Source organism: Afipia sp. GW822-FHT03D08 (assembly GCF_058801645.1).
In genome coordinates this window covers 465,298-490,000 of sequence record NZ_JBXANK010000003.1, presented here as the reverse complement: position 1 = coordinate 490,000, position 24,703 = coordinate 465,298, and the positions used below count along the sequence as shown (strand labels likewise).

Sequence of the window (24,703 nt, the reverse complement as noted above, 5' to 3'; positions counted from 1 at the left end):
AGTTTTGCAAAACGCTTTGTGGCGATCCTGCTCGGATCGATCTTCTCTTTACGATGTCAGAAATCACGCAGGCAGAGTCTTGGTGAAGACATTCTGCATGCGAAACGATGTTTCGCGGACGATTGTTTGACGCGCATTGTCGCATCGGCAACCCAGCCTCTGGTGGAGGCAGACGGGATCGAACCGACGACCTCATGCTTGCAAAGCACGCGCTCTCCCAGCTGAGCTATGCCCCCGTTCCAGAAGACGAATGCTCGAAAGCCGACTGAAGAGACGCATGGCGCAATCAAAGTGGTGGGCCTGGGAAGACTTGAACTTCCGACCTCACGCTTATCAAGCGCGCGCTCTAACCAACTGAGCTACAAGCCCTAACGACCATGTCCATTAAAGGATATGAGGCTCAAGCTGGCGCACCTTGTCTGATGACAAGACGCTGCAGCGCCGCCCCTGGCGCGTGTTCGTCCGCGAAGAAAGAGAAACGAAGACGGCGGTGTCCCGCCAATGCAGCTCAGCGATTGATCCAATCACTGGCCACTGATGTTTCTAAAACGAACCGATAGCTGCCGAAGCAATCTGAAGGTTCATCCTTAGAAAGGAGGTGATCCAGCCGCAGGTTCCCCTACGGCTACCTTGTTACGACTTCACCCCAGTCGCTGACCCTACCGTGGCCGGCTGCCCCCTTTCGGTTAGCGCACCGTCTTCAGGTAAAACCAACTCCCATGGTGTGACGGGCGGTGTGTACAAGGCCCGGGAACGTATTCACCGTGGCATGCTGATCCACGATTACTAGCGATTCCAACTTCATGGGCTCGAGTTGCAGAGCCCAATCCGAACTGAGACGGCTTTTTGAGATTTGCGAAGGGTTGCCCCTTAGCGTCCCATTGTCACCGCCATTGTAGCACGTGTGTAGCCCAGCCCGTAAGGGCCATGAGGACTTGACGTCATCCCCACCTTCCTCGCGGCTTATCACCGGCAGTCTCCTTAGAGTGCTCAACTAAATGGTAGCAACTAAGGACGGGGGTTGCGCTCGTTGCGGGACTTAACCCAACATCTCACGACACGAGCTGACGACAGCCATGCAGCACCTGTGCTCTATGCCCCGAAGGGAAGGTTCCATCTCTGGTACCGGTCATAGACATGTCAAGGGCTGGTAAGGTTCTGCGCGTTGCGTCGAATTAAACCACATGCTCCACCGCTTGTGCGGGCCCCCGTCAATTCCTTTGAGTTTTAATCTTGCGACCGTACTCCCCAGGCGGAATGCTTAAAGCGTTAGCTGCGCCACTGAAAAGTAAACTTTCCAACGGCTGGCATTCATCGTTTACGGCGTGGACTACCAGGGTATCTAATCCTGTTTGCTCCCCACGCTTTCGTGCCTCAGCGTCAGTATCGGGCCAGTGAGCCGCCTTCGCCACTGGTGTTCTTGCGAATATCTACGAATTTCACCTCTACACTCGCAGTTCCACTCACCTCTCCCGAACTCAAGATCTTCAGTATCAAAGGCAGTTCTGGAGTTGAGCTCCAGGATTTCACCCCTGACTTAAAGACCCGCCTACGCACCCTTTACGCCCAGTGATTCCGAGCAACGCTAGCCCCCTTCGTATTACCGCGGCTGCTGGCACGAAGTTAGCCGGGGCTTATTCTTGCGGTACCGTCATTATCTTCCCGCACAAAAGAGCTTTACAACCCTAGGGCCTTCATCACTCACGCGGCATGGCTGGATCAGGCTTGCGCCCATTGTCCAATATTCCCCACTGCTGCCTCCCGTAGGAGTTTGGGCCGTGTCTCAGTCCCAATGTGGCTGATCATCCTCTCAGACCAGCTACTGATCGTCGCCTTGGTGAGCCGTTACCTCACCAACTAGCTAATCAGACGCGGGCCGATCTTTCGGCGATAAATCTTTCCCCGTAAGGGCTTATCCGGTATTAGCACAAGTTTCCCTGTGTTGTTCCGAACCAAAAGGTACGTTCCCACGCGTTACTCACCCGTCTGCCGCTGACGTATTGCTACGCCCGCTCGACTTGCATGTGTTAAGCCTGCCGCCAGCGTTCGCTCTGAGCCAGGATCAAACTCTCAAGTTGGACTTGAAACTTTAAACCGGCTGATCACAACGTTTGACGAGGTCCCACCATTGTTAGCCGAAGCCAACATGCTGTCTGCGATTCACATCGCTGACAACGATGGTGTAACCTTTAAAACGTGTACCGCCGAAGTCTTTCGTCCGGTCCCAACCAATTGAAAAACCGAAGCTTCCCAACCTGCCGAGACCCGCAAGGACTCCGCCGTCCACGTTTCTCTTTCTTCATCTTTACTTGTCAAACAGCCCGAAACCCGAGGGTTTCACTCGCCCGTGGCCGGGCGAAAAATCTTTCGGTCTCTATTTAAAGAGACCCTGCAACCTATCCGACGCCGAATGACAACCGACAACTATCGGCTGTTTGTTCACTCGTCTAGGAGAGGAGCTTGACAGGCGCGGAAGCTTGCCTGGGCTGTGGGCCCCGGCGCCGCCGCGCTCAGTGGTCGGGTTATAGGCCCTGCCGTCTGAGCTTGTCAACGCCCATGTCAAAAAATCGTCGCAACGCACCCAAGAAAATCGAATCGCTGAGAAGTCCTGATTTATCAGGGGTTCGCGCCGTACTTGAGCCACATTCCTGCGACGTCCTGCACAGGAAATATGCCTTGGCCGGACAAATACCAGTATAGTTTGGCTGGTCAGGTTGAAAGATTCGGCGATGACTTTGGCGATGACTTGGGATCGTCGCCTGACTTGGGATGAAAAACACCGACGAGTTGCGCGACATTGACGTCAGGCCCGTTTCGCCAGCACCTTGGCGCGCGACAAAAACGACAGTGACGGCAAAATAACCAGACGCTATTGGCTCGAAGCTGTCCCACCTTGGGATGTGGGCCGCACGACCGGCGAACTGGAAGCTCGTTGAGCGACGACCGACGACGACACTTACGACGACTTGGACTTGCTACGAGAAGACTTGCGGGGGGAAGGCAGTTTTGAACCACGGGACGTCACGCGGGGGCAATTACGGGCGTGCCGGGATCATTGATCTCGGTCACGAGCCACCGCTGTCAGTTGACGGTTCGGAAGCCGCTGTCATCGACCGCCGCCGCGTCTCCGTACAGTGGTTTAGCGGCACGATTCTCACCGGTCTGTGCGGCGCGGCTTTGATCGGCGGCGCCGTTTTCGCGTCGCTCGACGGCGAAATGACCTTCGCCAAGGTTCCTGAGCGCGTCGAAGGCGCACTGCGCGGCGCATTCGGCGCCAATGACAAGGGCGCCGTCGCACGCAAGAGCGATCGCCTTCCGCCCCCCAGCGATTCGGCCGCCGCGCGCCAGGTGATTCGCGTTTCGACAGCCGTGCGCGCCGGCGGACGCGACGTGATGCGGGTACGCCCGTTCGTCCGCATTGCCGGCAACCTGTCGCTGACGACCAGCGATCTTTCTGCCAAGGTTCCCGCCTTCAACGCCCAGCGCATGCTGACCGATGTAGGCACGGCCGCCCCTGCGGACGGCGACGATTCGCAAAATCCCAATGCCGCCGAGCCGGATGCCGAAGTCTCGTTTGTAACGCGCGACCTCGCCCAGGTGCTTCCCCGGGCCAAGATCGCCGCCAGTGTGGCGATCGACGAGGTGCTGCTGCGGGTGCGCGACGCTTCAAGCTGGCGCGGCAACAGCGCCGTCAAATATGCGTCGACCATGCCGACCGATCTCAAGATGGCCTACGCCGCGGAAGGCACGCCGGACCCCTATGCCGGCTTCGAGACCCGCGTGGTGCCGGAAAACGTGACACTGCTGCCGAAAACCAAGGATCAGATCACCGGCGGCAACCCCTCCAGCGAAAAAATCCACATCGTCAAAAAGGGCGACACCGTGCAGTCGATCCTGCGCGATCTGGGCGCCAGCCCCGGCGAAGCCCTCGCCATCGCCAACAATCTCGGCGCGCGCGGCCGCGACGGCGGGTTGAGGGAAGGCCAGAAGCTGCGCATCATGATGGCGGGCACCGGTCCGGGACTTCAACGCCAGCAGCCGGTCCGGGTGATCGTCGCCAACGAAACCACGATTGAAGCCGTGGCCGCACTTTCGGATCTCGGCAAATACGTCGCCGTCGATCCCCAGAGCTTCAACACCGTCACCGAAACCGCGAACACGAATGACGATGACGACGATGATGACGGCACCGGCGTGCGGCTCTACCAGAGCATTTACGAGACCGCGCTGCGCAACAAGGTTCCGGCGACCGTCATCGAGGACATGATCCGCATCTACTCCTACGACGTCGATTTCCAGCGCAAGGTCCAGGCCGGCGACTCGTTCGAGGTGTTCTTCGCCGGCGAAGACGAGACACCGGTCAACAACGAAAAGACCGAAGTGCTCTACGCCTCCCTCACAGTCGGCGGCGAAACCAAGAAATACTACCGCTTCCAGGCGCCGGACGATTCCATCGTCGACTACTACGACGAGACCGGAAAGAGCGCGAAGAAGTTCCTGGTCCGCAAACCCGTCAGCAACGCCATCATGCGCTCCGGCTTCGGCGGCCGCCGTCACCCGATTCTCGGCTACACCAAGATGCACACCGGCGTGGACTGGGCGGCTCCTTACGGCACGCCGATCTTCGCATCGGGCAACGGCGTGATCGAAAAGGCCGGATGGGAAGGCGGCTACGGCAAATATATCCGCGTCAAGCATCCCAACGGATACGAAACCGCCTACGGTCACATGACCGCGTTCGCCAAGGGCATGGAGCCCGGCAAGCGCGTGCGGCAGGGCCAGGTGATCGGCTTTGTCGGCTCGACCGGCCTGTCCACCGGCGCGCACGTGCACTACGAAATTCTGGTCAACGGCCGCTTCGTCGATCCGATGCGCATCAAGCTGCCGCGCGGCCGCTCCCTCGAAGGGCCGATGCTGGCGAGCTTTGAAGCCGAACGCGACCGGCTGGACGGCATGATCAGCAACCGTCCCGGCGTCAATCGTCCGCAGCCGCAGGCCGCCAAGGGCCAGAAGACGGCGCAGGCCAACGACCGCTAAATTTCACGACAAATATTTTTCGTTTAAAGCAACGCATGCCGTTTGCATCGCGCGTGGAATGCAATGCTGGTTTTGATTGCCCAGCAAAACGACGCGACAAATACTCCCTGCACAAGACTTAAAAACAGTCGGGAGGCTATCGCCATGATCCATGGGTTTGTCGCCTCCGCGGCTCATGGCCGGGCCTGTCACGGCCATCCCGACGAATAGGGCATTGTGCCCAACCCATCGGGATCACCGGGACAGCGGAGCGACACCGTTCTTCGAACGGCTATGCCCCGTGATGACAGAGTGCGCAGTCCTTAGTTCAGCTTGCTCTTCGGCACCGGCGGCATCTCGCTATCGATCTTTGCAAGCTGACCGTTGAAGGTCAGACCCGCATCGGTCGCCGAGACGGCGACGTTTTCACCGTCATGGATGCGGCCGGACAGGATCATTTCCGCCAGCGGGTCCTGCAGCGCGCGCTGGATCGCACGCTTGAGAGGACGCGCTCCGTAAGCCGGATCCCATCCCTTCGCAGCCAGCCAGTCGCGCGCCTTGTCATCGAGCGTCAGCGTGATCTTGCGATCCGCCAGCAGCTTCAGCAGCCGCCGCATCTGGATATCGACAATGCGGCCCATCTCGGTCCGCTGCAGCCGGTGGAACAGGATGATCTCGTCGATACGGTTGAGGAATTCCGGACGGAAACTCGCCCGCACCACCGCCATCACCTGATCGCGCACCGCCGACGTATCCTCGCCCTCTCCCTGGCTGACCAGAAATTCGGAGCCAAGGTTCGAGGTCATGATGATCAGCGTGTTGCGGAAATCGACGGTGCGGCCCTGACCATCGGTCAGGCGGCCGTCGTCGAGCACCTGCAGCAGCACGTTGAACACATCGGGATGCGCCTTCTCGATCTCGTCGAACAGCACTACCTGGTACGGCCTGCGCCGCACCGCTTCGGTGAGCGCGCCGCCTTCGTCATAACCCACATAGCCCGGAGGCGCGCCGATCAGCCGCGCGACCGAGTGCTTCTCCATGTATTCGGACATGTCCATGCGCACCAGCGCCGTCTCGTCGTCGAACAGATATTCGGCGAGTGCCTTGGTCAGTTCGGTCTTGCCGACGCCTGTCGGGCCGAGGAACATGAACGAGCCGATCGGACGATTGGGGTCCTGCAGGCCGGCGCGCGAACGCCGCACCGCAGTCGATACCGCGCTGACAGCTTCGGCTTGGCCGATCACGCGCTCCGCAAGCTGCAGCTCCATCTTGAGCAGCTTCTCGCGTTCGCCTTCCAGCATCTTGTCGACCGGAATGCCGGTCCAGCGCGACACCACCTGCGCGACATGGCTGGACGTGACAGCCTCTTCGAGCACGACGTTGCCGGCCTTCTCGCTCTCTTCCAGCGCCTTCAGCTTCTTTTCCAGTTCGGGGATCCGGCCATAGGCGAGCTCGCCCGCCTTCTGGAATTCGCCGCGACGCTGCGCGTCGGCGAGTTCCTGGCGCGCCTGCTCCAGTTCGCTCTTGACCTTCTGGGCATTGGACAGCTTGTCACGCTCCGACTGCCACTTCGCAGTCAGTGCAGCGCCCTTCTCCTCAAGGTCGGCCAACTCCTTCTCGAGCCGCTGCAAGCGATCCTTCGACGCCGAATCGGTTTCCTTCTTCAGCGCCTCCTGCTCGATCTTCAGCCGCACGATCTCGCGATCGATGTTGTCGAGCTCTTCCGGCTTGGAATCGATCTGCATCTTCAGCCGCGCCGCGGCTTCGTCGATCAGGTCGATCGCCTTGTCCGGCAGAAAACGGTCGGTGATGTAGCGGTTCGACAGCGTTGCCGCAGCCACGATCGCGGAATCCGTGATGCGGACACCGTGATGCAGCTCGTACTTTTCCTTCAGGCCGCGCAGGATCGACACCGCGTCTTCGACGGTGGGCTCGGAGACAAACACCGGCTGGAAACGGCGGGCCAATGCGGCGTCCTTCTCGACATGCTTGCGGTATTCGTCGAGCGTGGTCGCGCCGATACAATGCAGTTCGCCGCGCGCCAGCGCGGGCTTCAGCAGGTTGGACGCATCCATCGCGCCATCGGCTTTTCCGGCGCCGACCAGCGTGTGCATCTCGTCGATGAACAGGATGATCTGGCCGTCCGAACTGGTGACTTCCGAGAGCACAGCCTTCAGCCGCTCCTCGAACTCGCCGCGGTACTTCGCACCTGCGATCAGCGCGCCCATGTCGAGCGACAGCACCTTCTTGTCCTTGAGACCTTCCGGGACGTCACCGTTGATGATGCGCAGCGCGAGGCCTTCGACGATGGCGGTCTTGCCGACGCCGGGCTCGCCGATCAGCACCGGATTGTTCTTGGTCCGGCGCGACAGAACCTGAATGGTGCGGCGGATTTCCTCGTCACGGCCGATCACCGGGTCGAGCTTGCCGTCATGCGCGGCCTCGGTCAGGTCGCGGGCATATTTCTTCAGTGCGTCATAGGCGTTTTCCGCCGACGCGCTGTCAGCGGTGCGGCCCTTGCGCAGGGCGTTGATCGCAGCATTAAGATTCTGCGGCGTGACGCCGCCTTTGGCGAGCAGCGCGCCCGCGTCGCTGTCCTTGTCGGCCGCGAGCGCCTGAAGCAGCCGCTCAACGGTGACGAAGCTGTCGCCGGCCTTCTCGGCCGCCTGCTCGGCGGCATCGAAAGCGCGCGCCGTCGCCGGGGCCAGGTAAACCTGTCCCGCTCCTGCGCCTGACACTTTCGGCATTTTCGCCAGCGCATCCTCGGTGGCCTTCAGGATCGCGCGCGAATTGCCGCCGGAGCGATCAATCAGACCGCCCGCAAGACCTTCGCTGTCGTCGAGAAGCACTTTCAGGATATGCAGGGGCGTGAATTGCTGATGGCCCTCACGCATGGCCAACGTCTGTGCCGACTGGATGAATCCCTTCACACGGTCGGTATATTTTTCAATGTTCATTTCGGGTTTCCCTCAGCCTGCCATTGTCCGCCCCGAAGGCACGGATATTAGCATCTTCAATGGGGTTCCGCCGCCGGCATTGACGTTCCTCAACCCGTGGCGGGGACCGGCGTTGCACCGGCCTGAGCGTCATGTGGGAACTGCGGCGCGCCTGTGAAAGAGGCAGGGCTGAAAATTCGGCGAAAGTGGCGGGAAGCCGCGAATCCACCTAAGAACCGGGAATGACAAACACCACCGCAACCCTCCAGAGCATCTATCGCTATCCCGTCAAAGGCCTGTCGCCGGAATTGCTCCCGAATGTCGCCTTGCAGGCAGGCCGAACCTTGCCCGCCGACCGCCGCTACGCGATCGAGAACGGCCCGATCGGCTTCGAGCCTGCCAATCCGAAGTATTTTCCGAAAATCCGTTTTTTAATGCTGATGCGGAACGAGCGTCTCGCCGGACTTCAGACCCGGTTCGACGACGCCAGCAATACTCTGACGATCGAGTACAACGGCGCGGAAGCCGCGCGCGGCAATCTGGAGACCCCGGAAGGGCGCGCGGCCATCGAGACGTTCTTCGCGGAGAATTTTTCGCCGGAGTTGAAGGGGCCGCCGAAGGTCCTCTCTGCTCCCGGTCACAGCTTTTCGGACGTCGCCGCCAAGGTGGTGTCGATCATCAATCTGGCCAGCGTGGCCGCCATTGAGACCATTGTCGGCCAGCCGGTCAATCCGCTGCGCTTTCGCGGCAATCTCTATGTCAGCGGCTGGCCCGCATGGCACGAGTTCGATCTCTTGGAAAAAGAACTGACGATCGGCGATACGCGGCTCAAGGTGATCAAGCGGATCGTCCGCTGTGCCGCCGTCAATGTCGATCCGGTCACCGCAGAACGGGACCTGAATATCCCGCACGCACTGATGCAAATGTTCGATCACGCCGATTGCGGCGTCTACGCCGAAGTGATCGCCGGCGGCACCATTGCCGCCGGCGATACCATCACAGAACTCAGCTCGACGGCATGACGTAGGCGTAGACCCGCCCACGCGAATAGGTGGCCTCGGCGACGCGGTGGCCATGGTTGCCCGAGATCACGATCGGATTGCCCTTGGGGTCGATGCCGCTGACGATCCCGACATGACCGCCACGGCGGCCACGCGACATCACCGCGATAGCGCCGACCTGCGGGCCCGAGATGCGCTGGCCGTAGCCCGCGAACGAACGCGCCATGTCGGAGCCGGTGCCTTTGTGGCCGGAACGCTCAAGAACCATGTTCATGAAGCGCGCGCACCAGAGGCTGGAGCGGCCCGTCGGATTTCCGCTGCCGATATAACGCCGCGCTTCGGCGACGACATTCGATCCGCCGAAGCCGCCACCGAAGCCCTGCGAAGCTGACGCTTCCGCAGCCGCTGCGTAACGCCCGCGCCGCGCATGATGGCGAGTGCTATGGCCGTAATGCTTCCTGGCGTGATGCTTGGAATGGTGAGCGTGAGTGTACCGGCTTGCTCCGTGATGCGGTCTCGCCGAAGCCGGAGTTGCCAGTGCGACGATTGCCACCGAACACAGCGCCAGCGCGGCGCCTCGAAGTGGCAGGCGAAGTTTACGCGATAGAGTCATCCATTATTCCTCGTGACACCCCCTGTGCCCATCGTTCGCACGCGAACGACATTCCGCAGCGCAAAAAACGGGTGGGTGTGACGAGAGCAAGACAGGAAAAGGCGCTCGCGGATTCATTTCGCGGCGATAACGGGATCATTTCACGGCGAGAATGCGAACATACATGGCCACATTGGAGCCGCGAATATTAATCGCGGCGCGTGAGCAGGAAGACGCCCTGCTCGCCGAACATGTTCCAGAACCACCACGGTGCGTTGAGCCGCAGCGGCCGGCCATAGAGATCGAGCGCAACAGCGCGCTCCATGTTGACGTTGATCTCGTTACAGAGCTGCACGAAATCCTTGATGGTGCAGAAATGGATGTTCGGCGTGTCGTACCATGTCGCCGGCAGATTGTCGGTACGCGGCATCTGGCCCTTCACCAGCAACTGGAGACGCATTTTCCAGTGGCCGAAATTCGGAAACGACACGATGGCGCGATGGCCGATGCGCAGCAGGTTTTCCAGCACCACGCGCGGCTGGCGCGTCGCCTGCAGGGTCTGCGACAGGATCACGTAATCGAACGCATCGTCGGGATAATTGATCAGATCGGTGTCGGCGTCGCCCTGCACCACCGCGAGGCCCTTGGCGACGCAGCGGTTGACGCCCTCGCGCGACAGTTCGATGCCGCGCCCGTCGACGCCGCGTGTTTCCAGAAGCCGCAGCAGATCGCCTTCGCCGCAGCCGACATCAAGCACCCGTGAGCCGGGCTCCACCATCTGCGCGACCAGCAGATGGTCGGCGCGATAGCCGTTCTCGGTGACGGGAAGAACCGCGGTCGGCCGGAACGCCTGATCCTGAATTGTCATCCTGGCGCTCCTACCTGCTGGCCGAGGTCAGGCCGTGCGCCGACGCAGCCGATTCCAGGAATGCGCGGGAAATCTCGATGAACTCGGGCACGTCGAGCAGGAACGCATCGTGTCCCCTGTCGGTCTCGATTTCCGCGAACGACACCCGCGCGCTGCCGGCGTTGAGCGCGTGCACCACCGCACGCGCCTCCGATGTCGGAAACAGCCAGTCGCTGGTGAACGACACCACGCAGAAGCGCGTGCGGGTGCCGCGCCAGGCTTCCGCCAGCACTCCATTGTGATCGGCGGCGATGTCGAAATAATCCATCGCACGCGTCAGATAGAGATAGCTGTTGGCGTCGAAGCGCTCGACGAACGACGAGCCCTGATGGCGGAGATAGCTTTCCACCTCGAAGTCCGCATCGAACGAGAACGTCGGCACCTCGCGGTCCTGCAGCCGCCGGCCGAACTTGCGATGCAGCGCCGCGTCGGAGAGATAGGTGATGTGCGCGGCCATGCGCGCGACACCGAGCCCGCGGTGCGGATGGGCGCCGTCCTCAAAATAACGCCCGCCGCGCCAGTCCGGATCGGCCATCACTGCCTGACGGCCGAGTTCGTGGAATGCGATGTTCTGCGCCGAATGCCGCGTGCTGCACGCCACCGCGAGCGCAGAGAACACGCGTTCGGGATAGGCCGCCGTCCATTGCAGCGCCTGCATGCCGCCCATCGAGCCCCCGACCACGGCGAACAGTTTGTCGATGCCGAGATGATCGAGCAGCATCGCCTGCGCCCGCACCATGTCGGGAATGGTGATGACGGGAAAATCCAGTCCCCACAGTTTACCGGTGGCGGGATTTGTCGACGACGGACCCGTGGAGCCCATGCAGCCGCCGACCACGTTGGCGCACACGACGTAATAGCGATCGGTGTCGATCGGCTTGCCGGGGCCGACCAGCGTCTCCCACCAGCCCCGCTTGCCGGTGACCGGGTGCACGTTCGCGACATGCTGATCCCCGGTGAGCGCATGGCAGATCAGAATGGCGTTGGAGCGGTCGGCGTTGAGCTGGCCGTAGGCCTGATAGGCAATTTGGAATGGCGCGAGATCGATGCCGCAGTCCAGCCGCAGCGGCTTGTCCGCACCGAACTGCGCAACCAGCGATGACGGATGATCCGCCTCGTGCGCGCGTTCAGCGGCCGCAGTATCGCTCTTCAACGGTTTGACATTAACCATCTTGTTACTGGCCTCCTCAGCAGGTCGCGAAGACCAACATCGGAAATCAGGCCATAAAAAACCCGGCCTGAAACGAGGTTCGGCCGGGATCACTTATGTCCCCGGCCTGTTTAGCGAGTTGTTTAACGTGGCTGCAAGCCGGCCGGCTCAAATGACCACAGAATGGCTAAGTTACTAGTCACGAACGGCCTTTTCGTCAAGCTGCACCGCGACATCGCAAGGCCACCCTGCTTTGGTGTGAGGCCAGAATTGCCAATGTTTTCTTTGCTTTCAGGCGCTCTCCTGCCTATCAATGCGCCCGACAAATCCCGTTTTCGATGAATTCCGGAAGGCCTTCGCGCCGCAAGCCGCGTTCGGACCCAGGTTGAACCGATGACCAAGCAACCGCCATCACTGCAGGACCTGCGCCGCGAAATCGATTCCATCGATGAGCAGGTGCACGAACTGCTGATGAAGCGCGGCGACATCATCGACCGCCTGATCTCGGTGAAGAAGACGCAGGAAGTCGGCTCGGCGTTCCGGCCCGCGCGCGAAGCCGACATGATGCGCCGTCTGGTGCAGCGTCATCGCGGCATACTGCCGCTGGACACCGTGGAGAGCATCTGGCGCGTCATCATCTCGACGTTCACTTACGTCCAGGCACCGTTCTCGGTGCATGCCGACCTGTCTGCCGGCGAGTCCGCGATGCGGGATTCGGCGCGGTTTCATTTCGGTTTTACCGTTCCGTTTCTGGCGCACTTCAATGCCGAAGCCGCGGTGGAGGCCGTTGCAAAGTCAAAGGGCGATCTCGCGTTGATCTCGGCGGTCAGCAGCCGTCTGCCGTGGTGGATCGCGCTCGAGCCTGCGGCCGCGCCGAAGATCATCGCGCGCCTGCCGTTCGTCGAGCGCGCCGATCATCCGGCCGCGCTGCCGGTGTTCGTGGTGTCGCGCGTCGCCGCCGATGCGATGGTCACCGAGGTCGGGATGTGGAGCGTGCGCGTGTCCGGCTGGAGCGCGGATGTCGCGCGTGCGCTGTCGCCGTTTTCCGAGATTATCGCCGTCCCCGACACCGCGTCCGACGGCGCCGCCTTGCTGATCTCGGTTCCGGGCCCGGATGGCCTTGCGAAAATCACCGCTGCGCTGATCGCGGCCGGAGCATCGGTGCGTTCATCGGCTCTCGTCGGGAGCCATGCAACGCGCTATACGGTGCCGCCTGCCACTACGTCCAAATAGTCTTCTTTCGGAGTTGAGTTGATGTCTCGTCCTGTGCCGAAGCCAGGAATTCTCGATATTGCGCCTTACACGCCGGGCAAGAGCGGCGCCGGGCTGACCGGCCGCGTCTTCAAGCTGTCCGCGAACGAGACCCCGCTCGGGCCGTCGCCGAAAGCCATTGCCGCTTACAAGGCCGCAGCCGATCATCTGGAGGATTACCCGGAAGGCACCTCGCGCGCGCTGCGCGAAACCATCGGACGCACCTACGGCCTCGATCCCGACCGCATCATCTGCGGCGCGGGTTCGGACGAACTGCTGAACTATCTCGCGCACACCTATCTCGGCCCCGGCGACGAGGCGATCCACACCACCCACGGCTTTCTGGTTTACCCGATCGCGACCATGGGCAACGGCGCCATCAATGTGATCGCGGCGGAGAAGAACTACACCGCCGACGTCGATGCGATCCTCGCCGCGGTGACGCCGCGCACCAAGATGGTTTGGCTGGCCAATCCGAACAACCCGACCGGCACCTATGTGCCGTTCGACGAGGTCAAGCGCCTGCGCGCGGGACTGCCGTCGCATGTGCTGCTGGTGATCGACGCGGCCTATTCTGAATACGTCTCGAAGAACGACTATGAGGCCGGCATCGAGATGGTGGCCACCACCGACAACACGGTGATGACGCGCACCTTCTCGAAGATTCACGGCCTCGCGGCGCTGCGCGTCGGCTGGATGTACGGCCCTGCCAACATCATCGATGCGGTGAACCGCATTCGCGGCCCGTTCAATGTCTCGACGCCCGCCTCCGAAGCAGCCATCGCGTCGCTGGAAGACACCGAGCATCAGAACCAGTCCCGCGCGCATAACGACACCTGGCGCACCTGGCTGACCGATGAAATCGGCAAGCTCGGGCTTGAGGTGACGCCGAGCGTGGCGAACTTCGTGCTGATCCACTTCCCGCAAACGAAGGGCAAGACGGCGGAAGATGCCGACGCGTTCCTCACCAGGCGCGGGCTGATCCTGCGCGCGCTGAAGAACTACAAGCTGCCGCATGCCCTGCGCATGACCGTCGGCACCGAGGAAGCCAACCGCCTCGTGGTTGCGGCGCTTGCCGAATTCATGGGGCAGAAGTGAGTACCACACCCATGTTCGGACGGATCGCGCTGATCGGCTTCGGCCTGATCGGCGGCTCGATCGCGCGCGCGGCGCGCGCTCAGGGGCTTGCCGGCGAGATCGTGACCACAGCGCGTTCGCCGGCGACCCGCGCCCGGGTGCAGGAGCTTGGCCTCGTCGATCGCGTGGTGGAGACGAACGCGGAGGCCGTGAAGGACGCTGACCTCGTGATCCTGTCCATCCCGGTCGGCGCGTGTGGACCGGTCGCGGAGGAAATTGCGCCGCATCTCAAACCGGGCGCCATCGTCTCCGATGTCGGCTCCGTCAAAGGCATGGTGCTGCGGGATATGTCCGCGCATCTGCCGAAGACCGTGCATTTCGTTCCGGCGCATCCCGTTGCGGGCACCGAACATTCCGGCCCCGATTCAGGCTTCGCCGAACTGTTCATCAACCGCTGGTGCATCCTGACGCCGCCGCCGGACGCCGATCCGGCCGCCGTCGAGAAGCTCGCGGCATTCTGGCGCGCGCTCGGCGCCAATGTCGAGACCATGGCCGCCGATCATCATGACCTCGTGCTCGCCGTCACCAGTCACCTGCCGCATCTGATCGCCTACACCATCGTCGGCACCGCCGATGAACTGGAAGACGTGACGCAGGCGGAAGTGCTGAAATTCTCGGCGGGCGGCTTCCGCGACTTCACCCGCATCGCCGCATCCGACCCGACCATGTGGCGCGACGTGTTCCTTGCCAACAAGGATGCCGTGCTGGAAATGCTCGGCGCGTTTCAGGAAGATCTCTCGAAGCTCACCCGCGCGATCCGGCGCGGCGACGGCGACGCGCTGTTCGATCACTTCACGCGGACCCGCGCGATCCGCCGCGGCATCGTCAGCCTTGGTCAGGAAACCGCCGATCCCGACTTCGGCCGCAAGCATGCAAATTTGCCGAAGCCGGACGGGAAGTAGATTACCTCTGATCTATCAACACGTCATTGCGAGCGTAGCGAAGCAATCCATTCCTGAATCAAAGTGGATTGCTTCGTAGCTTCGCTCCTCGCAATGACGGAAAACTCAAAACAGCGGCGCGGTCTGCGCGATCCGCAGAGGGCCGATGGAAATCACGCCCTCGGTGAATTTCAGCGGAAACGCCCGCGCGGGTTTGCCTTCGAGCGTCGAGGCCTGACCGAGCATGTTGATGCCCGCGACCACGCCGGCATTGGCGTTCTTGCGCGCGACATTGCCGAGGCCCGGAATCATCCGGTCGAGCGCACCGATTACCTTGTTGACGTCCTGTGCGCTGATGCCGGGCGCGATGCGATCGACTGACGATTGCGGCACGCCCTCCATCAGGAGTTTGTCGATGCCAAGCAGCGATACGATGCGCTCAAGCCCGGCAACCGTCATCGTCAGTTCGCCGTCGAGATAACCGGCCGGCGTCAGGGCCAGCGAACCTGCGGCGACCGCGATGGTCTCGCCCTGCTGCACGCGGGACTGGGTGAAGTCGAGACGGCCGCCCGCAGCCTGGATTTCGCGAAAGCGTTCGGGCCAAGGCTTCGGTGCAAAGTCTTTCAGGCCGCGCAGCAACGCGCGGATGTCTGCGTCAAACGGCTCGGCGAGAATCGGATGCAATCCCTGCAGGCTTCCGGCTGTCACCTGAAGCGCGGTTTCCACCACGGGATTGTTGGACAACGAGCCTTCCAGCAGGCGCGTATGCAGCTCGAGATGTTTTGCACGCAACAGTGGCGACTGCGTTGAACCGCTCATGCGATCGAGCGCCGGATCGTCGAACACCAGCGAGACGCGCTGCGGCGTGGGCAGACCGGACGCACTGGCACGGCCTGTGGTCCAGCCGGCGACGAACGACGGCGCTTCGCCCCGGCTTGCGACGGTAGCCGGACCGGTGAATTCGGCGATGATTTTCGTCGGATCGTAAACCTGCGCGACGACCAGAATATCCTTCAAGCGCGCGGTGAGCTGTGTCTGGTCGGCAGTTTGCGACGTCAGCGTCACCACCGGATCGGTGCATCGGACTTCCATGCGGAAGGGGAATCCTGCGACCGAACGATTGGCGCATTCATAGACGCGGCCGGATTTCGCCTCGCGGGTGCGCCACTCGTCGAATTTCTCATCGACATGAGACGCGGCATAGAACCAGAACCCGCTCCACGCCGCGGCTGCGACGAGGACCAGAACAGGCATCACGAAAACGGGCCAGAGGCGGCGGCGCGGAACGGCTGGAGATGTATGCATGGCGGGAGCTAGAGCACCGGAATCAGGCAATTGAAAGATGCACTGTTCTCGTAAATCGCGTTGAAGTCCATATGGTTGCACGCACGTCATCGGGCTGGTAGGCGTGATCGACCAGGTAAACAATCATGGCCGCAAAGATCCTTGCCGAATCCGAGTTTCCCGAGGGCGACCTGTGGGTGTTCGGCTATGGATCGCTGATCTGGAAGCCGGGTTTTGCTTTCCTCGAACAGAAGCCGGCGCGGCTGATCGGCGAGCATCGCTCGCTGTGCATCTACTCGATGGTCCATCGCGGCACCTACGAAAAACCCGGACTGGTGCTGGGGCTCGATCGCGGCGGAGCCTGTCAGGGCGTCGCGTTCCGGGTGGCGGCGGCTGAGCGAAAAGCCACCGTCGCTTACTTGCGCGAACGCGAGCAGGTCACCGGGGTCTATCGCGAAGTCATGCGCTCGGTCTGGCTCAAGGGCGATGCGCGCGTTAGGGCGCTCGCCTATGTCGCCGACCGCAGTCACGATCAGTACGCGGGACGTCTGACCATTGACGAGCAGTTACGGCTCGTCCGCCAAGGTCACGGCGCGTATGGGCCGAACGACGAATACGTCATTGCGACGGTAAGCGCACTGGAGGCGCAAGGCATCCGTGACGCGCCGCTGCATCGTCTCGCGGCGATGCTCCATGGCGAAGGCGCCCTGCACCGCCACAGCTAGTCAATACGATCAGTATCTGACCGACGCTGCCACCGGCGCAGAAAACCCGATCAGGCGCACCTGTTCCTCGCGTCCCGCCTTCACCAGCCGATCGGTCGCCTCTTCGATCGCGGCTTGCAGGCGCGGCGTAAACTCCTGACGCTTCAGACCCGGCGGGATCGGATCGAGGAATTCGATCACGATCGTTCCGGGATAACGCAGGAAAGTCCGGCGCGGCCAGAACAGACCGGAGTTCAGCGCGACGGGAATACAGGGCACGCCGGCCTCGCCATAGATCAGGCTGACGCCATTCTTGTAGTCCGGCGGCGCGCCGACAGCGCGGCGCGTTCCTTCCGGAAAAATTAAGAGCTGACGGCCGCGCCTGATTTCCTCGGCGGCGCGCTTGGTGATGTCGATCAATGTGCGGCCGCCGGCGCTGCGGTTGACGCCGATCATGCCGGCCTTGAGCAGATACCAGCCGAACAGCGGCAGCCATGTCAGTTCGCGCTTGAGGATGTAAAGCGGCTGATCGAAGAATTGCAGCAGCGCGAAGGTTTCCCAGGCCGACTGATGTTTCGAGGCGACGATCAGCGGACCTTTCGGAATTTTATCGAGGCCGCGATATTCGACCCTGGTGTTGCAGATGATCCGCATCCACCAGATGCTCGTCTTGCCCCAGTTGGTCGCGATCCAGACAATGCCCGCGCGCGGCATCGCATACGTCGGGAGTCCGAGGATCACCCAGAAAGCAAGGTTCAGATAGAAAACAACATTATAGAGCAGCGAACGCAAAAATACCGAAACCATCGACAGACCTGATTAGTTAGCGGACGCAGTGGCCGGCTTCGATGGCGGGACAGCCTGTGTGCCGATTTCCGGCATGCCGCCCTGCCCCACGCCGCCGAAAGCGACCCGCGTCTGCGCAAAAACATACTTCGCGTATTCCGATAGCAGGAGCCGCAATGCGGCGCCACTCGTCCACCAGGGCTCCTCGCGCCATTTGTCGCCGACCACGGCAAACGGAACCAGTTCGATATCGGGCATGGCGTGGGACAGTTCAACGATGGCGCGCGGCATGTGATAATTCGACGTCACCACAATCAGGGAGTGGAAGCCGCGCTCGACCACCCAGCGCCGCGTCTCCGTCGCATTGCTGCGGGTATTGACCGCCGACCGGTCCAGATCGACGCAGCAGGTAAGCAGGCGCTGGCTGTCGGGCAGCGTGCGCTGAATATCGCTGTAGCCGTTGGTCGGGTGCACGCCGGAGATCAGCAGCCGCCGGCCATATCCCACCGACAACAATTCCAGCGCGTCCGAGACGCGCGACGAGCCGCCGGTGAGAACCACGATGCCGTCGGCGTTGCGCGACGGCTTTTCCTCGGATGGCGGCACCCGCGACAGGAAGTCGACAAAGCCCAGTCCGATAAAGAGAAGAATTCCGGCACAGGCCAGCATCACGACGCGATGGCGCAAGCGCCCGTGCGTCGGCGTGGTATCCCGGCTGTGTATGGTCTCGGGCAATCTCAACTCGCTCAGGCGCAGATCGCGTTGTCGCGCGGTTCTCAGTCTATATCAAAATCCGGCGCGGCTGTGGCCTCAAACGCCGCCAACACCATGTTTTGACAGGTTATCTTCAGCCGAAGCCGGCGCTTTCCTCGCCTGAAAACACACTCAGTCGATTTCTTCAAGGGTCGCAAACAGCGTTCGCCGCGAAGCCCACGCCGTGACTGCGGCGATCATCAGGGTCTGGGCGGCAAGCGCGAGATAACCCGAGGCCGGCAGCGCGAACGTCCCCAATAGCGCCGCGAACTGATCGCCCACCGGCGTCCCCGAGAACCAGCTTGCGATGGATTCCGAAAATCCGAATGTCAGCATCGCGGCGAGGCCCCCGATCAGACCGCCCTCGAGACCCAGCCGCAGAAAATGGCGGAGGAAACGGTTGGCGATGTAGCGATCCTGCGCACCCACGAAATGCAGCACCTCGACGATCGGCCGGTTGGCCGCCATCGCACCGCGTGTGGCAAACGACACCGAGATTACGGTCGCCACGATCACGAGGATCAGAATGCCGGTGCCGGCCAGAACAATCGCGCCGGTCATCGATCGCATGCGCTCGATCCACGCACGATGATCGTCGATGGTGGCGGACGGCGCGGCCTGCGCGACACTGCGGCGCAGGGCCGCAAGATCCGGCGTCGAACCCGGCGCGACGCGCAGGACGATCACGCGCGGAACGGGAAGATCGTCGAGCGACAGTCCGGTGCCCAGCCACGGCTCCAGAAGCCGCGCCGACTCGGCCTTGCTGAATGGCCGCACTTCCAGAATTCCGGGCTGCGCACGCGCCGCATCGATGACGCTGCGAACATCGCGCTCGATGTCGCGGCCTGGCGAGGGCCGCAACTGGATCGTGAGTTCGCTGGAGACATCTGATTGCCATTCGGCTGCCGATGCGCGCACCAGCAACACCGCTCCGGTGGTCATCGACGCCAGATATGTCATGATGGCGACGACCGCGATCAGCGCGCGCCCCGAAATCGATCCACGCGGGACGATCGGCGACAGGTTGCGCGCACTCGCCGTGACTTCCGACGTGTTGTCGCCCAGATCCATCATGATCTTCCGGTCATCAATCATAGATGTGCAGCCGCGATTCATGCAGCACCATGCGCCGCGCCTCGTATTGATCCATCAACGCGATGTCGTGGGTCGCGATGATGACGGCGGTGCCGGACTTGTTCAATTGAATGAAAAGACTGAGCAGCCGCCGCGCCAGCGACGGATCGACGTTGCCGGTCGGCTCGTCCGCCAGCAGCAGTTGCGGCCGGGAGATGACCGCGCGCGCAATCGCGGCGCGCTGCTTCTCGCCCCCCGACAGGATCGGCGGCAGCGCATCCATTCGCTTGCCGAGACCGACCCAGTTGAGCAGATCGATGACTTCCTTGCGATAGCTGGATTCGCTGCGTCCCATGACGCGGAACGGCAGCGCGACGTTTTCATATGTCGTCATGTGGTCGAGCAGCCGGAAGTCCTGCAACACGATACCGATGCGCGAACGCAGGTCCGCGCGCGCGTCCTTGTCGAGCAGCGACACATCCTTGCCGAACAGATTGACCAGACCCCGCGTCGGCCGCAGCGACAGGAACAGCATGCGCAGCAGCGAGGTCTTGCCGGCGCCGGACGGTCCGGTGAGAAACTGGAATGAGCGGGCGGGGATCTGGAAGGTCAGGTCGCGCAGAATCTCCGGGCCGAGCCCGTAACGCAAACCGACATTTTCGAACCGGACCAATCTCAGCTCCGTTCGACATGACCGATGGAGACGCCGCCCGGGTGCCCCCGTTCGGCCGGCAACCGCAGCGACGGATGCCATAAAACGCTTTTGCGTCCGTTATGGTTTCCGATTCGTTAACGGACGCCAGATAGCTTCTAGCCGTCTGATTCCGGTGCGTTCATTCTGGCGATTCCATGCACATCGTTTGCCCCCATTGTACGACATCTTACGCGGTCGATCCGGCGAATTTCAGCGCGGCGGGGCGCCGCGTCCGTTGCGCCCGCTGCCAGGAAGTCTGGCTCGCCGTGCCGCAGGAACTAGCCTCGGCCATGTCCGGGTACGACGTGGAAGACGTCCCTCCGCAGGACGGCTTTGGCGCACAGGATGGCGGATCAGGCGATTGGCACCGCAGCGATGTGCCGCATGTCGAAAGCCCATCCATTTCCAGTGAATGGCCGCAGCCCCCGGCCGCGCAACAAGCCGTCGAAGCCGACTGGACCGCCCTGGCCCAGCAGGAGGCCATGACCGACGCCCGCCCGGCCAAACCCTCCCGGTTCGGGAAGCTTGGCTCATCCCTCGCACCGTTCCTGAAGTCCGCGAACTGGGCAAAAGCTCTCCCCGGTGTGCTGACCTTGCCGACCGCCTGCATGGCGCTCGGCGCGGTGGTGTTCGCCCTGCTCGCCTGGCGCGCCGACGTGGTGCGCGCGATGCCGCAAACCGCCGCGTTCTTCAAAATGATCGGTATGGGTGTGAACCTGCGCGGCCTCGCCTTCGAGGATCTCAAGATCAGCACCGAGACAGTGAACAACAAGACGGTCTTGCTGATCGAGGGAGCCATCATCGATGTCGCTCGCCGGTCGGTGGAAATTCCGCGGCTGCGATTCATCGTGCGCGATGCCAATGGCGCGGACATCTATGCGTGGAATGCCGTGCTGGAGCAGCCCGTGCTCAATCCCGGCGAGCGGGCATGGTTCAAGACACGGCTGGCATCGCCGCCGGCCGAAGGCCGCGAAATTGCCGTGAGGTTCTTCCACAAGCGGGATATCGCGACCGGAGGAACCTGAATGTCCCGCGTTTTGATCGCCGACGACGAGGAGTCGATGCGCCTGCTGGTGGCGCGTGCGATCGCCATGGACGGTCATGAGATTGTCACGGCGGAAGACGGCGCCGAGGCGCTTGAAATCCTGACCCGTGACGAGGGCGCGTTCGATCTTCTGCTGACCGATATCAAAATGCCGGTGATGGACGGAATCGCGCTGGCGCTGGCCGCCGCGCGCGATTTCCCGCGGCTGACGATTTTGCTGATGACGGGCTTCGCCGATCAGCGCGAGCGGGCGTCCGGGCTGGAAGCCATCGTCCACGACGTCATCACCAAGCCGTTTGCGGTGGCAGACATCCGCACGGCGGTTGCGGACGCACTGGCGTCGCGCAGCGGTTAGGTCACTCCGCCAGTTGCGAGACGGTCTTGCGTGGACCGAGCGTCAGCCGCGTCAGGATGAAAGCCGCGACCGCGCACACCGCAATCGTGGTCACCATCGGCAGCGCCGTTCCGTTGAAGAATGCGCTGGCGACAACGATCGTCACCGCGCCCGTGATCATCTGCAACGTTCCGCCCAGCGCCGACGCCATGCCGGCGATCGGACCATGATCTTCCAGCGACAGCACCATGGTGGAAGGAATCACCAGCCCAAGCCAGGCGTTGGCGATGAACAGCATCACAACCAGCACAGCGAGGCTGTCGACACCGGCGGCGGTCACCGCAAACAGAGCCAGCGTCGCCACCGTGAAGCAGGTCACCGCCACCGACACCACCCGCGTGATGCCGAAGCGTGATGCAAGATATGCGCTGAACTGGGAAGCGCCGATGAAGCCGATGGCGTTGAGCGAGAATGTCAGGCCGTACTGGGTCGGCGTCAGGCCGAAGTGCCCCATATAGATGAAGGACGAACTGGCAAGGAAGGCAAAGAAGCTCGCCATGCCGAAACCGCCGATGAATGTCAGCCCGAGAAAGGCGCCAGTCGCGGAACAGTTCGGCAAAACCGTCAAGCACGCTGCGGACGCTGACTTCCACGCGTTCCTCGGGCGGCCGGGTCTCGTGAAGCACGAAAGCGACCAGCAGAAACGAGATAACCGATGCAACGGTGACGGCAGCGAACACGGAGCGCCACCCGAACGGGACGATCAGCCCGCTGCCGACCAGCGGCGCCAGGATCGGCGACACGCTGAACACCAGCATCACCAGCGACATCAGGCGTGTCGCATCGACGCCAGTATGCAGGTCGCGGATCACCGCGCGGGGAATCACCATCACCGCCGCCGCGCCAAGGCCCTGCACGAACCGGAAGAAGATTAGCCACGCGATACTCGGCGCAAGTCCGCAGCCGATGCTGCCGAGCGCAAAGACGACGATCCCGAAATAGAGCGGCGGCTTGCGGCCCACCATGTCGGAGACCGGACCATAGACGATCTGGCAAACCCCGAACGCCACGAAGAACGCCATCAGCGTCATCTGGGTGGCCGCGGTGGACGCCTGGAGATCCGCCGCGATCGCCGGCAGCGCGGGCAGATACATGTCAATGGCAAAGGGCCCGATCGCGGACAGCAGGCCGAGCACGATCGCGTTCCTGGCAAAGCTTGATGATGTAGAAGACATGGCGTGACGTATCCTGAGTATTGTTGTCGTTTGTGTGAGCGGACGCGCGATCAGACCGCGTGGCCGGCATGCGAAGTTGTTGTGGGGGCCCGCGAAAAATGGTCAATGCCATGGAGAGCGCCGATGGCGTCAATCAAGAAACGGGACGGGACATGACCAAGGGACAACAGAAGGTCGCGCTGGTGACCGGCGCGGCGCGCGGCATCGGGCTTGCCGCTGCGAAACGGTTTCTGGCGGAAGGCTGGCAGGTCGCGCTGCTCGACATCGAAAAAGATCTGTTTGCCCAGACTTTCAAGGCGCTTGCAGCACCCGAGACCACGCTGGCAATCCATTGCGATGTATCGGATGCCGACGCGGTCGCTGCGGCATTCAAGCAGGCGATCCAGCATTTCGGACGGCTCGATGCGCTGGTCAACAATGCCGGCATCGCGATCTTCAAGCCGCTGCTGGAAACGACGCAGGCCGATTGGGATCGCGTCCTGGCGGTCAATCTGACCGGTCCGTTCCTTTGCACCCAGGCGGCAGCGCCGCCGATGCGCGAGACCGGCGGCGGAGCGATCGTAAACATCACCTCGATTTCGGCGCTTCGCGCCTCGACGCTGCGCACGGCCTACGGCACGAGCAAGGCCGGCCTGGCTCATCTCACCAAGCAGTTCGCGGTCGAACTCGCCACGCTCGGGATTCGCGTCAACGCCGTTGCGCCGGGCCCGGTCGACACCGCGATGGCGAAGGCGGTGCACACGCCTGCGATCCGCGCCGACTATCACGACACCATTCCGCTCAACCGCTACGGCCTCGAAGAAGAACTCGCGGAGGCGATCTTCTTCCTGTGCAGCGACCGCGCCAGTTACATCACCGGACAGATGCTTTGCGTCGACGGCGGATTCGAAGCTACCGGCATCGGCCTGCCGACACTGCGCGGCGAGGGCCGCAACGGCTGAGAACAGGTCACGTCCGCCATTTCGACGTTTAAGCGGCTGCGTCTCCCATGTGCATCGTTCTGCGGCTGCCGGTTCGCCGTGGACGGCCGGCTTCGATCCGGGATTGTCCCATGCCGTCGGTAATATCCGTGATCTGCCTCTGATATTCGGCAAACATCGCGGTCGAGATCCAGTCTTCGTAGTGATCTTCGGTTTCAAACACGCTGATGAGCAGAGCCGAGTTTCCATCGACGTCGCGGTAGACCCGGCCGCCGTGAAAACCGGGGACACGGTCGGCGAAGCGATCGCGCGCTGCCCCGAGCAGGTTCGCCAGTTCGTCGATCTTACCCGGCTTGGGCGTGAAACTGTTGATGAGCACGAACGGCCGCGGTGGGCTGTCCTGTGATTGATTCCGATCCTGATACTTCGCTTCTGGCATGTTTCCATCTCTGATTGTCGGTCACTCACCACGTTGCGATGCTTGCGGCGGCGATGAGGGCAGCCTAGAACCTCAACTATGGTTGAGGTCAAGCGACGATGAAGCAGAACAAGCCCACCGGAATTGCACGGGAGCTGAGCGTCGGCGAGGTGGCTGAACGCTGCGGTGTCCCTGTCTCCACTCTTCACTTCTATGAATCCAAGGGACTGATTACGAGTTCGCGGAACCGCGGCAATCAGCGCCGCTATCCGCGAGCGGTGTTGCGCCGTGTCGCCGTCATCAAGGTAGCGCAGAGCACCGGATTGCCGCTGGCGACAATCCGCAATGCGCTGGCGTCGCTGCCCGACGGACGCGTCCCGACGGTCAGGGACTGGGCCAGGCTGTCGGCGGCGTGGCGCACCGATCTCGACGACCGGATCGCCACATTGACCCGCCTGCGCGACCAGTTGAGCGGCTGTATCGGATGCGGTTGCCTGTCGCTGAAGACCTGCCCATTGCGCAATCCGGGTGACAAGGCGAGTGAGCGGGGTCCGGGCGCACGATTGTTTGATCGATAGCATGGAC

General features: G+C 62.2%; 20 protein-coding genes, 2 tRNA genes, 1 rRNA gene, 1 pseudogene and 1 riboswitch. Of the genes and pseudogenes, 10 read left to right on the top strand and 14 right to left on the bottom strand.

What is annotated here, in order from left to right:
* Positions 1–160: 160 nt before the first annotated feature.
* From AC1RM7_RS21575 to AC1RM7_RS21565, 3 genes are all read right to left on the bottom strand, one after another.
* A tRNA-Ala gene (locus AC1RM7_RS21575) sits at positions 161–236 on the bottom strand.
* 56 nt (positions 237–292) lie between these two features.
* Positions 293–369 (bottom strand) — tRNA-Ile (locus AC1RM7_RS21570).
* A gap of 222 nt (positions 370–591) precedes the next feature.
* A 16S ribosomal RNA gene (locus AC1RM7_RS21565) occupies positions 592–2,078 on the bottom strand.
* Positions 2,079–3,006: 928 nt separating this feature from the next.
* Here AC1RM7_RS21565 and AC1RM7_RS21560 point away from each other — a divergent pair.
* Entirely contained in the window at positions 3,007–5,037 is a 2,031-nt protein-coding gene (locus AC1RM7_RS21560) for a LysM peptidoglycan-binding domain-containing M23 family metallopeptidase (RefSeq protein WP_006018835.1), read from the top strand.
* A gap of 302 nt (positions 5,038–5,339) precedes the next feature.
* Here the strand turns inward: AC1RM7_RS21560 and clpB are convergent, their stop codons facing one another.
* Complete coding sequence (clpB, locus tag AC1RM7_RS21555) at positions 5,340–7,973, bottom strand: ATP-dependent chaperone ClpB (protein WP_024919513.1); 2,634 nt, start codon at positions 7,971–7,973, stop codon at positions 5,340–5,342.
* 221 nt (positions 7,974–8,194) lie between these two features.
* Between clpB and AC1RM7_RS21550 the strand changes: the two genes are divergently transcribed.
* The gene (locus tag AC1RM7_RS21550; RefSeq protein WP_024919514.1) at positions 8,195–8,974 is read left to right on the top strand and encodes an MOSC domain-containing protein; all 780 of its coding nucleotides are present in this window, start codon (positions 8,195–8,197) and stop codon (positions 8,972–8,974) included.
* On the opposite strand, the gene AC1RM7_RS21545 is transcribed toward AC1RM7_RS21550, so the two are convergent.
* The 3 genes from AC1RM7_RS21545 to metX all read right to left on the bottom strand — a co-directional run bounded on the left by AC1RM7_RS21545 (position 8,958) and on the right by metX (position 11,623).
* Positions 8,958–9,566 (bottom strand): TIGR02594 family protein, encoded by a 609-nt coding sequence (locus AC1RM7_RS21545; protein WP_006018832.1) that lies wholly within the window; start codon positions 9,564–9,566, stop codon positions 8,958–8,960. The two genes, AC1RM7_RS21550 and AC1RM7_RS21545, sit on opposite strands and share 17 nt — an antisense overlap.
* 187 nt (positions 9,567–9,753) lie before the next feature.
* Positions 9,754–10,413, bottom strand: a complete 660-nt coding sequence (gene metW, locus AC1RM7_RS21540) for a methionine biosynthesis protein MetW (protein ID WP_006018831.1) — start codon at positions 10,411–10,413, stop codon at positions 9,754–9,756.
* 10 nt (positions 10,414–10,423) lie between these two features.
* On the bottom strand, positions 10,424–11,623 hold the full coding sequence (gene metX, locus AC1RM7_RS21535) for a homoserine O-acetyltransferase MetX (RefSeq protein WP_024919515.1): 1,200 nt from the start codon (positions 11,621–11,623) through the stop codon (positions 10,424–10,426).
* 89 nt (positions 11,624–11,712) lie between these two features.
* A riboswitch (SAM riboswitch) is annotated at positions 11,713–11,792 on the bottom strand.
* Positions 11,793–11,995: 203 nt separating this feature from the next.
* On the opposite strand from metX, the gene AC1RM7_RS21530 reads away from it, so the two are divergent.
* Genes AC1RM7_RS21530 through AC1RM7_RS21520 form a run of 3 tightly spaced genes read left to right on the top strand, consistent with a single transcriptional unit; the run spans position 11,996 to position 14,892 of the window.
* Positions 11,996–12,835 (top strand): chorismate mutase, encoded by an 840-nt coding sequence (locus tag AC1RM7_RS21530; protein ID WP_006018829.1) that lies wholly within the window; start codon positions 11,996–11,998, stop codon positions 12,833–12,835.
* Between the two features lie 21 nt (positions 12,836–12,856).
* On the top strand, positions 12,857–13,951 hold the full coding sequence (gene hisC / locus AC1RM7_RS21525) for a histidinol-phosphate transaminase (RefSeq protein ID WP_006018828.1): 1,095 nt from the start codon (positions 12,857–12,859) through the stop codon (positions 13,949–13,951).
* Positions 13,948–14,892: a prephenate/arogenate dehydrogenase family protein gene (locus tag AC1RM7_RS21520; protein ID WP_024919516.1), complete on the top strand. Its 945-nt coding sequence runs from the start codon at positions 13,948–13,950 to the stop codon at positions 14,890–14,892. Before hisC ends, AC1RM7_RS21520 begins: the two co-directional genes overlap by 4 nt.
* A gap of 105 nt (positions 14,893–14,997) precedes the next feature.
* Here the strand turns inward: AC1RM7_RS21520 and AC1RM7_RS21515 are convergent, their stop codons facing one another.
* Positions 14,998–16,125 carry a DUF2125 domain-containing protein gene (locus AC1RM7_RS21515; RefSeq protein WP_034459905.1) on the bottom strand — a complete coding sequence of 376 codons (1,128 nt, stop codon included), beginning with the start codon at positions 16,123–16,125 and terminating at the stop codon, positions 14,998–15,000.
* Between the two features lie 176 nt (positions 16,126–16,301).
* On the opposite strand from AC1RM7_RS21515, the gene AC1RM7_RS21510 reads away from it, so the two are divergent.
* On the top strand, positions 16,302–16,880 hold the full coding sequence (locus tag AC1RM7_RS21510) for a gamma-glutamylcyclotransferase (protein ID WP_024919518.1): 579 nt from the start codon (positions 16,302–16,304) through the stop codon (positions 16,878–16,880).
* 9 nt (positions 16,881–16,889) lie between these two features.
* On the opposite strand, the gene AC1RM7_RS21505 is transcribed toward AC1RM7_RS21510, so the two are convergent.
* The 4 genes from AC1RM7_RS21505 to ftsE form a co-directional block, all read right to left on the bottom strand.
* On the bottom strand, positions 16,890–17,666 hold the full coding sequence (locus AC1RM7_RS21505) for a lysophospholipid acyltransferase family protein (protein WP_024919519.1): 777 nt from the start codon (positions 17,664–17,666) through the stop codon (positions 16,890–16,892).
* 12 nt (positions 17,667–17,678) lie between these two features.
* On the bottom strand, positions 17,679–18,314 hold the full coding sequence (locus AC1RM7_RS21500; RefSeq protein ID WP_081758565.1) for a YdcF family protein: 636 nt from the start codon (positions 18,312–18,314) through the stop codon (positions 17,679–17,681).
* Positions 18,315–18,530: 216 nt separating this feature from the next.
* Positions 18,531–19,493: a cell division protein FtsX gene (locus AC1RM7_RS21495; protein ID WP_006018822.1), complete on the bottom strand. Its 963-nt coding sequence runs from the start codon at positions 19,491–19,493 to the stop codon at positions 18,531–18,533.
* Positions 19,486–20,145, bottom strand: coding sequence for a cell division ATP-binding protein FtsE (gene ftsE, locus AC1RM7_RS21490; RefSeq protein ID WP_006018821.1), 660 nt, complete (start codon positions 20,143–20,145; stop codon positions 19,486–19,488). The genes AC1RM7_RS21495 and ftsE overlap by 8 nt, the downstream gene beginning before the upstream one ends.
* A gap of 176 nt (positions 20,146–20,321) precedes the next feature.
* Between ftsE and AC1RM7_RS21485 the strand changes: the two genes are divergently transcribed.
* On the top strand, positions 20,322–21,191 hold the full coding sequence (locus tag AC1RM7_RS21485; RefSeq protein ID WP_024919521.1) for an MJ0042-type zinc finger domain-containing protein: 870 nt from the start codon (positions 20,322–20,324) through the stop codon (positions 21,189–21,191).
* Complete coding sequence (locus tag AC1RM7_RS21480; RefSeq protein ID WP_024919522.1) at positions 21,192–21,566, top strand: response regulator; 375 nt, start codon at positions 21,192–21,194, stop codon at positions 21,564–21,566.
* A 1-nt stretch (position 21,567) separates the two neighbouring features.
* On the opposite strand, the pseudogene AC1RM7_RS21475 reads toward AC1RM7_RS21480, so the two are convergent.
* Positions 21,568–22,780, bottom strand: a pseudogene (locus AC1RM7_RS21475) (multidrug effflux MFS transporter).
* Positions 22,781–22,932: 152 nt separating this feature from the next.
* Between AC1RM7_RS21475 and AC1RM7_RS21470 the strand changes: the two are divergent.
* Positions 22,933–23,721 carry an SDR family NAD(P)-dependent oxidoreductase gene (locus tag AC1RM7_RS21470; protein WP_492837358.1) on the top strand — a complete coding sequence of 263 codons (789 nt, stop codon included), beginning with the start codon at positions 22,933–22,935 and terminating at the stop codon, positions 23,719–23,721.
* Positions 23,722–23,749: 28 nt separating this feature from the next.
* Here the strand turns inward: AC1RM7_RS21470 and AC1RM7_RS21465 are convergent, their stop codons facing one another.
* Positions 23,750–24,139 carry an antibiotic biosynthesis monooxygenase family protein gene (locus tag AC1RM7_RS21465; protein ID WP_006018816.1) on the bottom strand — a complete coding sequence of 130 codons (390 nt, stop codon included), beginning with the start codon at positions 24,137–24,139 and terminating at the stop codon, positions 23,750–23,752.
* 98 nt (positions 24,140–24,237) lie between these two features.
* Here AC1RM7_RS21465 and soxR point away from each other — a divergent pair, with 98 nt between their 5' ends.
* Positions 24,238–24,696: a redox-sensitive transcriptional activator SoxR gene (gene soxR / locus AC1RM7_RS21460; protein WP_024919525.1), complete on the top strand. Its 459-nt coding sequence runs from the start codon at positions 24,238–24,240 to the stop codon at positions 24,694–24,696.
* The last annotated feature ends 7 nt before the right edge of the window (positions 24,697–24,703 follow it).

Coding starts and splice junctions, on each gene's coding strand:
- AC1RM7_RS21530 (WP_006018829.1), top strand. CDS start 11,996: ATGACCAAGCAACCGCCATCACTGCAGGACCTGCGCCGCGAAATCGAT.
- AC1RM7_RS21505 (WP_024919519.1), bottom strand. CDS start 17,666: ATGGTTTCGGTATTTTTGCGTTCGCTGCTCTATAATGTTGTTTTCTAT.
- hisC (WP_006018828.1), top strand. CDS start 12,857: ATGTCTCGTCCTGTGCCGAAGCCAGGAATTCTCGATATTGCGCCTTAC.
- clpB (WP_024919513.1), bottom strand. CDS start 7,973: ATGAACATTGAAAAATATACCGACCGTGTGAAGGGATTCATCCAGTCG.
- AC1RM7_RS21485 (WP_024919521.1), top strand. CDS start 20,322: ATGCACATCGTTTGCCCCCATTGTACGACATCTTACGCGGTCGATCCG.
- metW (WP_006018831.1), bottom strand. CDS start 10,413: ATGACAATTCAGGATCAGGCGTTCCGGCCGACCGCGGTTCTTCCCGTC.
- AC1RM7_RS21470 (WP_492837358.1), top strand. CDS start 22,933: ATGACCAAGGGACAACAGAAGGTCGCGCTGGTGACCGGCGCGGCGCGC.
- AC1RM7_RS21465 (WP_006018816.1), bottom strand. CDS start 24,139: ATGCCAGAAGCGAAGTATCAGGATCGGAATCAATCACAGGACAGCCCA.
- AC1RM7_RS21550 (WP_024919514.1), top strand. CDS start 8,195: ATGACAAACACCACCGCAACCCTCCAGAGCATCTATCGCTATCCCGTC.
- AC1RM7_RS21510 (WP_024919518.1), top strand. CDS start 16,302: ATGGCCGCAAAGATCCTTGCCGAATCCGAGTTTCCCGAGGGCGACCTG.
- soxR (WP_024919525.1), top strand. CDS start 24,238: ATGAAGCAGAACAAGCCCACCGGAATTGCACGGGAGCTGAGCGTCGGC.
- AC1RM7_RS21545 (WP_006018832.1), bottom strand. CDS start 9,566: ATGACTCTATCGCGTAAACTTCGCCTGCCACTTCGAGGCGCCGCGCTG.
- AC1RM7_RS21480 (WP_024919522.1), top strand. CDS start 21,192: ATGTCCCGCGTTTTGATCGCCGACGACGAGGAGTCGATGCGCCTGCTG.
- AC1RM7_RS21515 (WP_034459905.1), bottom strand. CDS start 16,125: ATGCCTGTTCTGGTCCTCGTCGCAGCCGCGGCGTGGAGCGGGTTCTGG.
- AC1RM7_RS21500 (WP_081758565.1), bottom strand. CDS start 18,314: ATGCTGGCCTGTGCCGGAATTCTTCTCTTTATCGGACTGGGCTTTGTC.
- AC1RM7_RS21495 (WP_006018822.1), bottom strand. CDS start 19,493: ATGATTGATGACCGGAAGATCATGATGGATCTGGGCGACAACACGTCG.
- metX (WP_024919515.1), bottom strand. CDS start 11,623: ATGGTTAATGTCAAACCGTTGAAGAGCGATACTGCGGCCGCTGAACGC.